This window comes from Arthrobacter sp. TE12231, from assembly GCF_054062895.1.
Map to the genome: position 1 here is coordinate 2,337,817 of NZ_JBSSFS010000001.1, position 15,277 is coordinate 2,353,093.

The window sequence follows — 15,277 nt, forward strand, 5'->3', positions numbered from 1 at the left end:
ACCCCCCGGATCATCAGTGACAGGGCAGGAAAGTCATACCGGGTCCAGCGACCATGTCCCCGGCGGTCGGGAACCCAATAAATGTAACGGGTGGTCCAAAAGGGGTCAAAAAGCCCCTGTCCGTTTCCATCTAAGTTGACGCATGGCCAGCGTAAGGACCGGTGGTGCCGCCCGTGTTCGGGTGGAGTCCCGGGGCAGTCCTTGGGACTCGGACGGGTGTGGTTGGGATTGGTTTAGTTGACGAGGCCGATGGTTACGGGTCCGGCTTCCCAGTTGATGTGTTGGAGGATGCTGGATGGGACTCGGAAGACACGCCCGGGCGCTGCGGGCCACCACAGGCGTTTGCGGGCAATGACCCGGTCGTTTTGGCGCAGCACGACCGTGGGGAACGGAACATATGTGTCGGTCCAGAGCAGTAGCCGGCCTCGCGGTGGAGCGGGGTCGTCCTGGCGGAGGATGGCCGGGGCGACCCATCGGAACGGGGCTTCGGTTTTGAGGCTGATCGCGGTGCCGGAGGGACGGCTTCCGCCAAGGTGGGCGAGCACGTGGTCGGCCACGGCGGCGCCGTCGAGCGCTGCGACGTCGGCGGTGTCGACCGGGTGGAGGGCGTTGCCGATGGCGAAGATGCCCGGTTTGTTGGTGCGCAGCGCGGCATCGACGACGGGCGCCTTGCTGGTGGTATCGATGTCGATTCCTGCGGCGCGGGCCAGTTCGTTGTCCGGGATCCAGTCGCCGGTGAGGATGACGGTGTCACAGGCAACGGTCCGTCGTTGGCCGGTGTCGATGTTCTCGATTTCGACCGCTTGGACTTGGGGTTTGCCGATGATGCGGGTGACCCGGGTGCGTGTGGAGACTCTGGTGTTGAAGAAGAACTTTCCGGGGCCGCTGAACAGGCGGTAGGCGTCCGGTTTCGGGTATTCGGTGGTCATCAGCACCGTCTTGCACTTGACGTGGTGAAGCGTCATCGCCGCGGACCAGCTGACCAGTTCCGCGCCGACGATGACGGCGCGTTTTCCGACGGTGCCGTGTTTGAGATGGACGGTGTTTTGCAGCTGTCCGGTGGTGTAGACGCCTTGGCCCCGGTCTCCGGGGATCAGCCGGGCGGTTCGCGGCCGTTCCCTGGCTCCGGTGGCGAGAACGACGACGTCGGCGTCGACCCGGACGCGCCCTTCGGGCATGGTGACGTTGACCGACCGGTCGCCGGCCCAGTCTGTGACCGTGGCGTTGGTGAGGATTCGCGCACCTGCTTTGAGGGCCCGGTCGCGCAGGATCCCGGCATACTTCGGGCCGCCCATGAACGTTCCCATGTCGCGGATGCCGTATCCGGGGTGGTCACTGTGCCGGGGTATCCCTCCGGCTGTGCTCTCGCGTTCGAGGACCAGGACCTCGCCTGGCACCCGGGGTGCCAGTTCTGCGGCGGCGCGCAGGCCTGAGGGACCCGCGCCGATGATGAGGACAGTGGGGGTGAGAACGGTCGGGGTGACGACTGGCGGGGTCAGGGTGTTTCCGTTCGTTGTCATTTTGCGGTCCCCAGGGTGGAAAGGCGTGTGGCGGCGGTGTTTGCCGGGGTGAGGCTTTTACCTCGGGTCTCAAGGAGTTCGGCGACTTCGGCGCCGCAGAAGAAGCCCTGGCAGCGGCCGTTCTGGGCGCGGGTCCTGCGCCGGAGCCCGTCGAGGGTCCGCGGCGGGATGGGTGAGGTGAAGGTGTCGCGGATTTCGCCGGCGGTGACGCGTTCGCAGAAGCACACGATCTTGCCGTAGGCGGGGTCCTTCGCGATCCGTGCGGCGTCCTGGTAGGGGCGCAGGAACGCTTCTCCGATGTTGGGCATGTGCGGCGCTTCCGGTACGTCAACGCGTTCGACGAGCTTGATGGCTCCGGAATTTTTCAGCAGCCCGTCGACGTATTCGGCCACGGCGATCCCCGAGGTCAGGCCGGTGGAGCGGATACCTCCGACGAGCACGTACTGCTGTTCGGTGTCGACCTCGATGAGGTAGTCGGGGTAGTCACTGGCCGCGCGCAGCCCGGCGTACGTGGCTGTGACTTCCTCCTCGAGGAGTCGGGGCATGATCTTCTCGCCCTTGCCGCGCAGGAAGGAAAATCCGCTTTCGGAGGTTCCGGTGTCGGTGCGGTCGGTGAGGTCTTCCGCGGTGGGTCCAAGCATGACGTTCCCGTAGATGGTCGGGCTGACGAGCACGCCCTTGCCGAGCGCGGTCGGGACGGGAAGGACAATCTTGTCCACGAGCGGGCGTGCCTGCTTGTCGTAGACGAGCAGCTCGCCGCGGCGGGGCGTGATGTGGAACCTGTCGTAGCCGAACAGCTGGTCGATGGTGTCCCCGCCCAGTCCGGCGGCGTTGATCACCCAGTGGGCGCTGACACGGTCGATGCTGGTGTTTAGATGGGTGATGCGGTTGGCCGTGTCGGTCTCTATGCCGGAGACCCGGCGTCCCAGCAGGAGCTCGGTCCCGCGCTGCACGGCGTCGGTGGCCAGGGCGAGGTTGGTTGTCCAGGTGCAGATGATCGACTCATCGGGGACGCTGAGCCCGGCAAGGGCGCCTTTGCCGAGGTGGGGCAGGAGCCGGTAGACCTCGGCCGCGTCGATGATTTCGGTTTTGTCGTAGCCGTTATCTTCGGCCTTGTCCTTTAGCCCCGGCAGGGCGTTGACCTGTTCCTGATCCCAGGCGACCAGGATAGCGCCGGTGTGTTCCACCGGGATACCGGTGGCTTTCGCGTACTCGGAGAGGAGGTGGTAGCCCTCCCGGACCATGCGGGATTCAAGGGTTCCGGGCTTGGCGTCGAAGCCGGTGTGGAGGATGGCGGTGTTGGCCTTGCTGGTGCCGTCTCCGACATCGTCGCGCGCGTCCACGAGGGCGATGCTGAGCTGGTAGCCGGCGAGTTTCCGTGCGATGGCGGAGCCGACGATCCCGGCGCCGATCACTGCTACGTCGTAAGTCCTGGTCTGGGTATTACACATATCCTTGTTTCTCCTTGTTCACCGGGTTGCTTGGACGGCGGAGGTCCACCGGGTCCGGAACTCGGCTGCCTGGCCTCCCGACCATTTCGGTTCATAAACTGTGTTTGGCTTCCAGGGGACGATAGCGTCCTGCAGCGTCCGTGATGGTTCCAGCGCCATTCTGGCCAATGCCGCTGCTCCCAGGGGCGTGGCGTGTTGGGACGGGTAGACGTCGATTTCGATCTGCATGAGATCGGCGACGGCCTGCATGAGCACCCGGCTCTGTGTCAGGCCTCCGTCGACCCGCAGCCGCTGCAGGGGCCGGCCGGTGTCGGTGGCTATGAGGGTTCCGAGTTCGGCTACCTGGGCGGCGATGCCTTGAAGGACGGCGAGAACCACGTGTGCCGGTCCGGTGGACAGGCTCATTCCCGTCAGCGAGGCCTTGGCCTCCGGCCGCCACCAGGGAGCTGCCAGACCGGCGAACGCGGGAACGCTGAGGACTCCGCCTGAATCTGCCGCTGCGACGACGTCCAGTTCGGCGGCGTGCTTGATGAAGCCCATGTCCTGGAGCCAGCGGACCGCCGAGGCTGCGGTGTAGACCTGTCCGTCGAAGCAGTAGGTCGGTTGGCCCCGGACGGTCCATGCCACCGAAGCTGCGAGCCCGGCCGTGGAGCGTACGGCGCTGCTGCCGGTGTTGGCCAGCAGGAAGGCCCCGGTGCCGAATGTGCACTTGGCTTCTCCGGGCTGCAGGCAGTCCTCGGCCAGCAGTGCTGCTTGCTGGTCCACGATGAGTCCGCCGACCGCCATCATCCCGCCGAACGCGGTGGTGGATCCGGCGATGGCGTCCGATGGGATAATGCGGGGAAGGCGCTCATCTCCCAGTCCAAAGCGCTCCAGGAGCTCGCGGTCCCATTCGGTACTGTCCAAGTCGGTCGTCAGGGACCGGCTCGCGGTTGAGACGTCCGTGACGAACTCGCCGGTCAGCTGGTGGACCAGCCAGCTGTCCGATGTGGTGACAACGCCTTCCCGAGTGACGTTCCTGCGGATCCAGGCCTGCTTCGGTGCCGAGAAGTAGGGGTCAAGGACCAACCCTGTGCGTTTGGCGAAGTCCTCTTTGAAGCCGGCGAGCGAGGCGCAGATGGCCTCGGCCCGGCGGTCCTGCCAGACGATCATGTTGGACAGGGGCTTTCCCGTGTCCGGGTCCCAGGCCAGGACGGTCTCGCCCTGGTTGGCGATGGTGACAATGTCGACCAGGGCACCGGACCGTGCAACTGCGGCCCGGCCGGTGGCCAGGACGGAGTCCAACAGCTCCTGCGGGTCTTGTTCCACTCCGCTGCCGTCCAGATAGTGCGGGCGGACCGGCTGTTCCGCCAGGCCCAGGATTTTCCCGTCGGCGGCGACGACGACGGCTTTGGTCCCGGATGTTCCCTGGTCGATGGCAAGGACGGTGGTCACCTCCGGTGGTTCCTTTCCTTGTGGCGGACATTCGTGTCCAGTTCCGCATCGATGGAGTGCAGGCCGGGCATGGCCAGCCCGGAGGGTCCCCCTCGCTTGATGAGGAGGAACGCGAGGTAGACCGCGCCGATGGCCACCATGATCGCCACGTACACCCATGAGCTGATAAAGGATGCGTCCCGGAAGATCATCAGTATGAAGACCAGCCACGCGGAGGCGACGATGATCACCGGAACCTCGAACCTGCCCAGGCTGAAGCCTTGGCTGGCGGGCAAGTGCTTTCGCTTGACGATGTAGAGCAGGACGGTCGCTGCATAAATGACCGCCGGCAGCAGGGTTGCGGCACCAAACAGGCTGAACAGGGCGTCGGGCCGAAGGGCGAAGACCCCGAGAATGAGTTGGGCGAGTACGAACATCAGCCCGGTCGCCGCGGCAGGGGTTCCAAACCGCGGTGACACGTAGTGCCAGAGCGCGTAACCCGGGAAGCGCCGGTCCCGTGACATGGCCCAAACCAGGCGGACACCGGTCATCAGGATCACCATGCCGCAGGCAAAGATTGACACGACGACCATAACGAGCAGCGCGGTCCCGACGACCGGCCCGAGCACCCGGTCGATGACGTCAGCCACCGGAGTGCCGGATGCGGCCAGCGCCACCGGGTCACCGGCGAGAAGCGTAATGGCCAGGAGAAACAGGAATCCCAGGATGCCCGAGGCCAGAACCGCCTGCCACATGGCACGGGGCACAACCCGTGCCGGATCCTTCGTTTCTTCGGCCAGGTTCGCAGCGGACTCAAAACCGACGATCGTGAAGCCGCCCAGCAGCGTGCCCATCATCCACGGGCCGACATGCAGCAGGCTTCCCACACCAAAATAGTTTTCCGACGGGATCGCACCGGTGGAAAAGAGATTCCCGAAGTTCAGTTCCTTGGCCACGGCCCCGACAACGATCAGCAGGACAACCAGCAGGATCATGCCGATCAGCTCGGCCGAGACGGCAAAGTTGTTGACCCGTTCGGTCCAGCGGGTAGAGAAGGCAACCAGTAAGGCCTGTAGCACCAGCACAATACTTGTGATCACCCAGGCATTGGCCGGTGTGCCTCCATAGCCGAGGAGCGCGGGCAAGACGGTGGAAGCGATCGTGTAGTCGACGGCGACGACCACGACGGCGAGGAAGGTGAAGGAGATCCAGCCCATGATCCATCCCAGCACGGGGTTGGCGAGGCGGGACATCCACTGGTAGGAGTACCCGGTCACGGGGATGCGGGCTGCCAGCGAACCGAAGATCAACGCCACGGCGAGCTGCCCCACCACGACAATGGGCCAGGTCCAAATGCCCGCGGGGCCGGAACTGTTCAGCACCGCGCCGTAGGTGGTGAAGATGCCCGTGGCGATCGACACGAAGGCAAAGGCCACCGCAAAGGAGGCGAAGCGGCCCGTGCCGCGTTTCATTTCCTGCTCGTAGCCGAACTCGAGGACGGCTATGTCATCGGCCGCCCCGGCCGGAGTTCCCGGCACTGAGTTGTGTGTCATGGGGACGAATCTCCTTCGATGTATTCCCCTGGAAAGGACTAAGACTGCGGGTCGCCGTGCTGGCGGGAGCCCTCAGTGCAAGCCGCGATGATCATCTGGCGCCTGAAGGTGCACTGTTCCTCGTAGATAGGAATGACGCAACTTGTGGAATTACGAGGATTTATTAGTAAAAGCATGGACTTGTGGGCGCGCGAAGTCAAGGGGTTTCTGTGCCCGTCATCACATCGTCGATCGTGCGGGCGAGTCCAGCCACCCGCCGCAGGAAGATTCAGGGGGCGCTTCGCGGGGCACCGCCACACGGAAGGTGGTTGGAATGTTGTGTTTTTTTGTGCAATCTCGGTATGATCTGAAGCGCAGGGTTGGCAGCTTCTCGATGAGAGGCCGTCAAAGCCGTAGGTTTACTCAGGTGTGCCAGCCATAGATTTGCCAGCCGTTAGGGTGTGGAGACCATAAACCGTCCGATGAAGCAGCCGGCCGCAGTGCGGCGCCGCAGGATTGTCGAGCTTGTCGGCCGGGGCGAATGTCTCCGGCCGGCCGAGATTGCCGCGCGGATGAACGTTCGCGGACAGCGGGACCCGGTGATGCCGTAGGGGCAGTACGTCCAAAGATGAGGCACGCCTGCGGTCGTGCTTGGTATCACGGGTGCCAACAGTCCAGGTCCCGTCGAATTCCCGCCACTGGATGGAGGAATTCGGGCCTGACTTGTGTGGTGAACCAGTGAACAGCTGAGCCACGGGAGGATCGCGCACGATGACGTTGGCCCCGCGCGGGGAAACCATCCTTTGTTCATCACAGGACACATCGGAAACAAATCACCCCCGGCCTACGTCAGACCCGCGGGTTCGTTGCTCCCATTCGGGGCGGCGCGCAAGTGCAGCGAAACTGGCCGGCATCAAATCTGGGAACCCTGCGCTTCGGGACTCGTGAAGGCCGTGGCCCCGCCTGCCGGGCTTTGCCGAGGCGAAAAACACAGCTAACGGAGCCGATGCAAGGGATCCGATGAATGCGCTGCCTCTCCCTGAGGCCTTCACGGACGACGAAGTGGCAGCTGGCCACACGTACGAGATAAGAGACGTCCCCGACGAAAGACGAAATTCACCTCAAAGCGGAGTCGCCGTCTTAGCTCCCGCTGTTCAAGAGTCGCGGGAATTCCTTGCTATATCGATCGGCATCCGCGTCAAAGGCGAGGTGCGTGTCGATCGAGCTCAAACCGACCAATATAGGAGGAGATGCCGGTGGCATCCTCGTTGAACATTGTCATTGATAAAGCATCGCCTGTCCCCCTTTACCATCAAGTGGCTCAGAGCATAGAGGCCGCGATCCGCGCTGGCGCGCTTCCGGGAGGGTCACGGCTGGACAGCGAAATGGATCTGGCCACCAGGCTGAACCTCTCCCGCCCGACGTTGCATAAAGCCATTGAGGAACTGGTCCAGTCCGGACTCGTGGTTCGAAAGCGGGGGGTAGGAGCCCAGGTGATCGCCACCCAGGCTACTCCCGCCCGCGGGATTTTGAGTCACTTTGACGACATGCACCGCCTCGGGAACGATCCGACGTCGGAGGTGCTGCGTTTTTCGCATCTGGAAGCAGACAGCGCGACCCGGGAATCGTTGAATCTTCCTGTCAACGCACGCGTCTACCACTTCATGCGACTGCGCAAGGTTGGGGGCCGGCCTCAGGCCCTGATGGAGAACTGGGTCCGGGACGATATCGTGAACCTGGACGAAGTCAGCCTTGGGTCCCGGGGCCTGTACCAGATTCTCCGTTCATCGGGAGTCGACATCCGCGTGGTCAACCAACGAATAGGCGCTACGGTCGCGGATGACTACCAGGCAAACGTTCTGCAGGCCGACGCGGGCTCAGCACTCGTGACCATGGAACGCACCGCAATAGACGAATCCGGACGCAGATTAGAAATCGGTCGCCATGCCTACGTGGCCGATTCATACGCATTCACAATGACCTTGGTTCACGGTCAGTGACTGCGCCGGCGCCGGCCGTTCCTGTCGGTCCGTCCCTTATCGAAAAAAGGCCTGCCGCCGGGTGGAGTCGGTAATTCGCGGAGCCGCTTTTGAACGAGCAGCCAGCCGAAAGCGAAGAGGTCATGGATTCCGCAGCTAATTCGTCCCACACCATGCTGTGAGCAAATTGGTACAATTGGCAAAACCTTTATGCGCCCAGAATTCGTCTGACAGCATTCACCGCAGGAATATCGGCCGGCGGCCTCTGCGCGCACGAGGGCAGCTATGCGTTGCCGACCCAGTTCTAGCCGGTACATCAGCGCCCATTCGGCGTTCGGTGCGCGCCGGACCGCCGGTCCATGATGGCCCCATCCTGCCATGGCCCTCCCCAAAGATGGACGGCCTGCGCAGATCCATCGACGCTGCCTATGGGCGCCCGTTGGCGCGGCCGGCCTCCGCCGTGTCTGCGTGCCCGAACTTCTATGGCGTACGCAACATCGCCGCAGCAGAGGAACAGCACGCCCGTGAGATCCGGGAGCGCGCTTTGAGGCTCAGCGCACTACTGCCCGGGCCCAGCTGGCGCAGACGGCCCCGAGGACTGGTAGGACAAGGCCACTCCCGAAATGATCGAACGAGCACACGAGACAGCCACCGTATGGAATGCCTACGATCGCGAAGCCGTAAAATCCCGGCTCTGGCAGACAAGCCCCAGGGCACCACACCTGGGCCGCCGTTGCCCAGAAACCGTCGCTGGCCAAGACCTCGAAAACGGCCCGGCAGGCAAGTAGAGGCACGACGCTGATATTTAGGCCTGGTTGTCAAGAGGCGTAGTTGAGCGGCTCCTGGCTTTTGGTTCCAGGTGTTACCGCGCACGTTATTTGACGACGGGTCGGTCACGTCGTCTGACGATGGAGCCCTCTTCTTCGGTCCTTCGCGTCACAGGGTTTGACGATCGAGACGTGAGCAACGAGCGCGTCAGCATAAGGATGAGATACCCTCCTTCGTGCAGGGCGGCGAGCCGTGTGCTCGTGGGCCGCCTGAGGGTTTTCCAGCCCGTGGTGCGCCCCGGCGCGCCACGGCCTGCGTGGTCAGCGCCGTGAACGCGCGGCCAGGGGCTCCTGGCTAGCCCCAATACCGTTCAGTTAAGAGCTTGGATCTGGATGTGTGGGCTGTGCTCCGGTTGTGGCCATTGGCTGTGGCGGGTGCATTTGGCTGCCCATTTGAGGACTTTGCGTTTGACGACGCGGGGGTTGGAGCGTTTGCGGCGGGCCGGATTCAGCTACCTGGGCGACTTCGTGGTCCTTGTCAACGGCGAACGCGGCAGAGTCAACGCGATCCATGGCTTGATTTCACCCATAGAACGCTCAGTCTGACAATGCAGTCGAAGAACGGCTCGCCAGCACGATCACCACCTCGACCGACACACAGTGAGCGGCCCCCAGAACCAAAGAGCCAGGAGCCGCTCAACTACGTTTTCGTGGTAACCGAACCTACATATCAGTTGGAGGGGAAGTTGTAGGAGGCGCCGGAGGCGTGATGCGTTTCGGGCCAGCGGGAGGTGACCACCTTGCCGCGGGTGTAGAAGGAGACGCCTTCGGGGCCGTAGATGTGCTTGTCACCGAAGAGGGATGCCTTCCAGCCGCCGAAGGAGTGGTAGGCGACCGGCACGGGCAGGGGGACGTTGATGCCGATCATGCCGACGTCCACGGAGCGCTGGAACTTGCGGGCGCTGGCGCCGGAGGAGGTGAAGATCGCGGTGCCGTTGCCGTACGGGTTGGCGTTGATCAGGGCGATGCCGGCGTCGAGGTCCTCGACGCGGACCACAACCAGGACGGGCCCGAAGATTTCCTCGGTGTAGGCGGTCATCCCGGCCGTGACGTGGTCCAGGACGGTGGGGCCGACCCAGAAGCCGTCCTCGTGGCCGGGGACGACGAGGTCGCGGCCGTCGACCACCATGGCGGCGCCGGCGGTTTCGGCTTCGGTGACGATCCGGACGATGCGTTCCTTGGAGGCGGGGGTGATGACCGGGCCCATTTCGGCGTCGGGCACGGTGCCGTTGTTGACCTTGATGTCCAGGGCGCGTTCCTGGACCTTCTTGACCAGCAGGTCGGCGGCGTCGCCGACGGCGACGGCAACCGAGATGGCCATGCAGCGTTCGCCGGCGGAGCCGAAGGCGGCGGCGGCGAGGTGGTCGGCGGCGTTGTCGAGGTCGGCGTCGGGCAGGATGATCGCGTGGTTCTTCGCCCCGCCGAGGGCCTGGACGCGCTTGCCGTGCTTGGTGGCGGTCTCGTGGACGTACTTCGCGATCGGGGTGGAGCCGACGAAGGAGATGCCGTCCACGTCCGGGTGGGTCAGGAGGCCGTCGACCGTTTCCTTGTCGCCGTGCAGGACCTGGAAGACGCCGTCGGGCAGGCCGGCCTGCTTCCACAGCTTGGCCAGGAGCATGGAGGCGGAGGGGTCGCGTTCGGAGGGCTTGAGGATGAAGGCGTTGCCGGTGGCGATCGCCATCGGGGCCATCCACAGCGGCACCATGACCGGGAAGTTGAACGGGGTGATCCCGGCAACGACACCGAGGGGCTCGCGGAAGGAGAAGACGTCGATGCCGGTGGAGACCTGGTCCGAGTAGTCGCCCTTGAGCAGCTGCGGGATGCCGCAGGCAAACTCGATGACCTCCAGGCCGCGGCCGATCTCACCCTTGGCGTCGGAGAGGACCTTGCCGTGCTCGGCGGTGATCAGCTCGGCGAGCTCGTCGATGTGGGAGGCGACAAGTTCGCGGAACTTGAACAGCACCGCGGTGCGCTTGGCCAGGGAGATATCGCCCCAGGTGTCCGCAGCCTTGCGGGCCGCGGCGACCGTGGCGTCCAGGTCCGCCCGGTTGGCCAGCCGCAGCTCCGCGGAGACCGCGCCGGTCGCGGGGTTGTAGACGGGCTGGGTGCGGGTGCCCTCGCCGGAGGTTTCGGCGCCGTTGATGAAGTGGCTGATGGTGGTGACGGTCGTCGTTGACATGGTGATGGACTTCCTTGGTCTGTGGCTGTTCGTGGTGGTGAGGGGGTCAGCCGAGCAGCTTGCGCTGGCGGCTCTTGTGGTCGACGTAGGTCTGGAAGGCCTGCTTCGTGGATTCGAGTTCGGAGACCTGGGAGACCGGAACGTCCCACCACGACTCGGAGCTGGGGGCATCCAGCAGCGGGTCGGATTCGACGTGGATGACGATCGGGCCGCCGTTTTCCGGGGCGGCCTTGGCGTCGCGGATGGCCTGCTCAAGCTCGGCGATGACCTTCTCGCCGGGTTCGATCCGGATCACCTTCACGCCGAGGGACTCGGCGTTCAGGGCCAGGTCCACCGGCAGCCGCTCGCCGTCGTCGAAGCTGTGGTGTTCCTCATCCAGGGCCCGGTACTGGGTGCCGAAGCGCTGCGAGCCGAGGGACTCGGAGAGCGAGCCGATCGAGGCGTAGCCGTGGTTCTGGATCAGGACCACGATCAGCTTGATCCGTTCGGCGACGGCGGTGACGAGTTCGGTGTGCATCATCAGGTAGGAGCCGTCCCCCACCATCACGACGACGTCGCGCTGCGCCCCGCCCTTCGCGGCTTCGGCCAGGGCGGCACGCTTGACGCCGAGGCCGCCGGGGATTTCGTAGCCCATGCAGGAGTAGGCGTATTCGACGTGGTAGCCGAACGGGTCCCGCACGCGCCACATCTTGTGCAGGTCTCCGGGCAGGGACCCGGCGGCGCAGATGACGACGTCCGCCGCGTCCATGGCGCGGCTCGTGGCGCCGATGATCTCGTTCTGCGCGGGCAGCGGGGTGAAGCGGGTGTCGAAGGCCGCATCGACGGTGGCGTTCCAGCGGGTCTTCTCGTTCGCGATCTGCTGTTCGAGGTCCGCGCCGATCCGGTAGCCGCCGAGGGCCTGGTTCAGCTTCACCAGGGCCTTGCGGGCGTCCGCGACGATCGGCAGGGAGGTGCCGTGTTTGTAGGCGTCGATGGCGGCGACATTGATGTTGATGAACTTCACGTCCGGGTTCTGGAACGCGGTCCGGGACGCGGTGGTGAAGTCCTCGTAGCGGGTGCCGATGCCGATGATGAGGTCCGCTTCGGCGGCGATGGCGTTGGCCGCCGTCGTGCCGGTGGAGCCGATCGCGCCGAGGGAGAACTTGTGGTCCCAAGGCAGGACGCCGACGCCGGCCTGGGTGTTGCCCACCGGGATGCCGGTAAGTTCGACGAATTTGGCGAGTTCCTCGTTGGCGTAGGCGTAGAGGACGCCGCCGCCGGCGATGATCAGGGGGCGCTTGGCGGCGCGGATCGCGTCGGCGGCGCGGCGGACGTCCTCGTCGTCGGCGTCGGGGCGGCGGATCCGCCATTCGCGTTCGGCGAGAAATTCCTCGGGCACGTCGAAGGCCTCGGCCTGGACGTCCTGGGGCAGCGAGATGGTGACCGCACCGGTCTCGGCCGGGTCGGTCAGGACACGCAGGCCGTGGTGGAACGCCGAAAACAGCTGCTCGGGCCGGGAGACCCGGTCGAAGAACTTGGACAGCGGCCGGAAGGCGTCGTTGACGGTGATGTCGTAGGCGTAGGGCTGCTCAAGCTGCTGCAGCACAGGGTCGGCGGCACGGGTGGCGAAGGTGTCACTCGGCAGCAGCAGGACCGGCAGCCGGTTGGTGGTGGCCAGCGCCGCGCCGGTGAGCAGGTTTGAGGAACCCGGGCCGATCGAGGTGCTGATCGCGAACGTCTGGCGGCGCCGGGTGTGCCGGGCGTAGCCGACAGCCTGGTGTGCCTGGGCCTGTTCGTTGCGGCCCTGGTAGTACGGCATGATCGTCGGATCGAGCTGCTGGTACTGCTTGAGGGCCTGGCCGACGCCGGCAACGTTGCCGTGGCCGAAGATGCCGAACGTGCCCGGAATCAGGCGTTCCCGGAAGTCCCGGCCGCCGATCGAATCGACGGTGTACTGCTTGGACAGGTATTCCACGACAGCCTGGGCGACTGTCATTCTGCGTGTTCCTGAGGCAGTTCTCATTCCCATGGGAAGTTACTCCGATGCTTTCAGGGGGATGCGGTCCGACCAGGTCGGCCCAGCAATCCCAGCGTGCTCTGCGGCTGCGGGCACGGACGCTTTGTTGTTTAGCAGCGAGGCGGCGGTTGCCACGGCGCCGGCGACGTCGCCGTCGTGCGGGTAGAGCAGGGTCCGGCCGACCGTGAGGCCCTGGACACCCGGCAGGGCCAGGGCCGCCTGCCAGCTGGCGAAAACGTCCTCCTGGCTGCCCTCGGGGTCTCCGCCCAGGAGCACGGTGGGCATGGTGGTAGACGCCATGACACGTTCCATCTCAGCCACCACGGGGAGCTTCATCCAGGTGTAGGCGCTGGTCGCGCCGAGGCCTTCGGCAATGCCGACGGACTTGATCACAGCGTTGGTGGAGAGGTCGTTGCGGACCTTGCCGTTCTCCCAGACGGACAGGAACGGCTCCACCATGGCGATCAGCTTGCGCTCGGCCAGGGAATCGATCGCCCTCGCCGTTGCCTCGAGCGTGGCCACGGTGTCCGGATCACCGAGGCAGATGCGCGTCAGCATCTTGCCGCCGTCGGCGCCGAGGGCCTCGAGGGCGGCCGCGGTGTGGCCGGTGAAGCGGTCATCGAACTCGCCGACAAAGCCGGCAAGACCACCGCGGTTCATCGAACCGAAGAGCAGTTTGCCCTCGAGCGAGCCGAGCAGGAGGAGGTCGTCCATGATGTCCGGCGAGGCCAGGACACCGTCCACGTCCGGGTTTGCCAGCGCAATCTGCAGGCGGTCCAGCAGCTGGCGGCGGTCGGCCATGGCCACCGGATCGCTGCCGACCGCGAGGGCCCCGCGGGCGGGGTGGTCGGCGGCGACGATGAAGTTCTGCTTGCCGGCCTTGACGCCGGGGTGGCGGCGCCGGGCCTTCGCGGCGCGGGCGATCGCGTCCGGGTCTTCGAGCCGGATGATGCTCAGGTGCTCGTAACGGCGGGGATCATCGTTTACACCGGCAACGCCGGGAATCGTGTTCAGGCTCAACGCACTGCTCCTTCAAGAGTGGATGCTGCAAGAGTGGAAGCACCGGGGATGGTGCGGCCGCGTTCGGCGAGCAGGCCCGTGACTTCCTCCGGCGTCGGCATTGCGTCGGCGCAGGACAGGCGGGAGGCGACCAGGGCGCCGGCGGCGTTGGCGAAGTCGAGCACCTGGGCCAGCGGCCAGCCGGAGAGCAGACCGTGGCAGAATGCCCCGCCGAAGGAGTCGCCGGCGCCGAGGCCGTTGACGGTTTCCACCGGCACCGGGGCGGAGACGATGCGTTCGGTGCGGGTCTTGGCCATGACGCCTTCCGGTCCAAGCTTCACGACCGCGATTTCGACGCCGGCGGCGAGCAGCCGGTCGGCCTGTTCGTCCGGGGTGCCCTCGCCGACGGCAACGGCGCATTCCTTGTCGTTGCCGATTGCCACGGTGACGTGCGGCAGGATCTTGCCGACCTGTTCCCGGGCTTCCTCCTCGGAGGCCCAGAACATCGGCCGGTAGTCGAGGTCAAGGATGGTGAACTGGCCTGGCTTCAGCCCGGTGCGTGGACGTGCCTCGTGGGCCTTGATGTGGGCGGTGCGGCTGGGCTCCTGGCAGAGGCCGGTGACGGTGGACCAGAAGATTCCAGCGTCCCTGATGGCGTCCAGGTCCAGTTCCTCGGCCCTGATCTGCAGGTCCGGCGCCGTGGGGAACCGGCCGTAGAAGTAGAGCGGGAAGTCTTCCGGCGGCTTGATCGCGCAGAACGTGACCGCAGTGGGCCACTCCTTGACCGCGGTGACGTAGGAATCGTCCACGTTGAACTTGCGCAGCTCGCGGTGCAGGTACTTGCCGAAGGCATCGTCGCCGGTGCGGCTGATGACGCCGGTGCGGCGGCCATGGCGGGCAGCGGCGACCGCTACGTTGGACGGGGATCCGCCAAGGTACTTTCCGAAGGACGTGACATCCTCCAGATCCACCCCGATGTCGTTCGGGTAGATATCAACGCTGATTCGCCCGATCGTGAGCAGTTCGTGGGTCACGGTGATCGTGGACCTTTCTGGTGTGAACTCGGTACCTTTTCGCAGCCTGAGCTTCGGTGCTTAGGGGCCCGCGTGAGCCGGGCCACATCCACTTTCCGTCATAAGTCATGTCCTGTCAAACGTTTGTCAGGACATAGTGCAAATCTGAAGTGTCGCGACCGGAAGGTCGACTCGAGCCTCAACCGCCGCCATGTGGGCAATGACGTCAAGGCGCGCCGCCGCGCCGGCGGGGAATTTCGATAAACTCACCGGTGGTGCCGGGGAGGCGTGCCATCCGATTTCATGAACCGGCGCGATGGATTTGTAAGAATGTCAGAATAAATCTTGACTCGTCGGGTTGCCTCGAC

The 15,277-nt window shown here is 65.1% G+C and carries 9 protein-coding genes; 1 reads left to right on the forward strand and 8 read right to left on the reverse strand.

The features are described 5' to 3' along the window. Positions 1 to 233: 233 nt before the first annotated feature. Genes ACVWYS_RS10590 through ACVWYS_RS10605 form a run of 4 tightly spaced genes read right to left on the reverse strand, consistent with a single transcriptional unit; the run spans position 234 to position 5,937 of the window. Positions 234 to 1,520 (reverse strand): NAD(P)/FAD-dependent oxidoreductase, encoded by a 1,287-nt coding sequence (locus tag ACVWYS_RS10590; RefSeq protein WP_456509708.1) that lies wholly within the window; start codon positions 1,518 to 1,520, stop codon positions 234 to 236. Further along, positions 1,517 to 2,971 carry an FAD-dependent oxidoreductase gene (locus ACVWYS_RS10595; RefSeq protein WP_456506734.1) on the reverse strand — a complete coding sequence of 485 codons (1,455 nt, stop codon included), beginning with the start codon at positions 2,969 to 2,971 and terminating at the stop codon, positions 1,517 to 1,519. The genes ACVWYS_RS10590 and ACVWYS_RS10595 overlap by 4 nt, the downstream gene beginning before the upstream one ends. A gap of 18 nt (positions 2,972 to 2,989) precedes the next feature. Beyond that, positions 2,990 to 4,405 carry an FGGY family carbohydrate kinase gene (locus ACVWYS_RS10600; protein ID WP_456506735.1) on the reverse strand — a complete coding sequence of 472 codons (1,416 nt, stop codon included), beginning with the start codon at positions 4,403 to 4,405 and terminating at the stop codon, positions 2,990 to 2,992. After that, positions 4,402 to 5,937, reverse strand: coding sequence for an amino acid permease (locus ACVWYS_RS10605; protein WP_456506736.1), 1,536 nt, complete (start codon positions 5,935 to 5,937; stop codon positions 4,402 to 4,404). The genes ACVWYS_RS10600 and ACVWYS_RS10605 overlap by 4 nt, the downstream gene beginning before the upstream one ends. Positions 5,938 to 7,172: 1,235 nt before the next feature. On the opposite strand from ACVWYS_RS10605, the gene ACVWYS_RS10610 reads away from it, so the two are divergent. After that, positions 7,173 to 7,916: a GntR family transcriptional regulator gene (locus ACVWYS_RS10610; protein WP_456506737.1), complete on the forward strand. Its 744-nt coding sequence runs from the start codon at positions 7,173 to 7,175 to the stop codon at positions 7,914 to 7,916. A gap of 1,476 nt (positions 7,917 to 9,392) precedes the next feature. Here ACVWYS_RS10610 and ACVWYS_RS10615 read toward each other — a convergent pair. From ACVWYS_RS10615 to iolC, 4 genes are read right to left on the reverse strand one after another with little or no spacing between them, the layout of a single operon-like run. Next, positions 9,393 to 10,901 (reverse strand): CoA-acylating methylmalonate-semialdehyde dehydrogenase, encoded by a 1,509-nt coding sequence (locus tag ACVWYS_RS10615; protein ID WP_456506738.1) that lies wholly within the window; start codon positions 10,899 to 10,901, stop codon positions 9,393 to 9,395. Between the two features lie 46 nt (positions 10,902 to 10,947). After that, positions 10,948 to 12,876, reverse strand: coding sequence for a 3D-(3,5/4)-trihydroxycyclohexane-1,2-dione acylhydrolase (decyclizing) (gene iolD / locus ACVWYS_RS10620; protein ID WP_456506739.1), 1,929 nt, complete (start codon positions 12,874 to 12,876; stop codon positions 10,948 to 10,950). A 39-nt stretch (positions 12,877 to 12,915) separates the two neighbouring features. Then, the gene (locus tag ACVWYS_RS10625; protein ID WP_456506740.1) at positions 12,916 to 13,917 is read right to left on the reverse strand and encodes a Cgl0159 family (beta/alpha)8-fold protein; all 1,002 of its coding nucleotides are present in this window, start codon (positions 13,915 to 13,917) and stop codon (positions 12,916 to 12,918) included. After that, complete coding sequence (gene iolC / locus ACVWYS_RS10630) at positions 13,914 to 14,930, reverse strand: 5-dehydro-2-deoxygluconokinase (protein WP_456506741.1); 1,017 nt, start codon at positions 14,928 to 14,930, stop codon at positions 13,914 to 13,916. The genes ACVWYS_RS10625 and iolC overlap by 4 nt, the downstream gene beginning before the upstream one ends. Between the last annotated feature and the right edge of the window lie 347 nt (positions 14,931 to 15,277).

Bases quoted from the DNA above. Each gene is read 5' to 3' on its own strand.
- ACVWYS_RS10595 (WP_456506734.1), bottom strand. From the start codon at position 2,971: ATGTGTAATACCCAGACCAGGACTTACGACGTAGCAGTGATCGGCGCC.
- ACVWYS_RS10615 (WP_456506738.1), bottom strand. From the start codon at position 10,901: ATGTCAACGACGACCGTCACCACCATCAGCCACTTCATCAACGGCGCC.
- iolD (WP_456506739.1), bottom strand. From the start codon at position 12,876: ATGACAGTCGCCCAGGCTGTCGTGGAATACCTGTCCAAGCAGTACACC.
- ACVWYS_RS10605 (WP_456506736.1), bottom strand. From the start codon at position 5,937: ATGACACACAACTCAGTGCCGGGAACTCCGGCCGGGGCGGCCGATGAC.
- ACVWYS_RS10590 (WP_456509708.1), bottom strand. From the start codon at position 1,520: ATGACAACGAACGGAAACACCCTGACCCCGCCAGTCGTCACCCCGACC.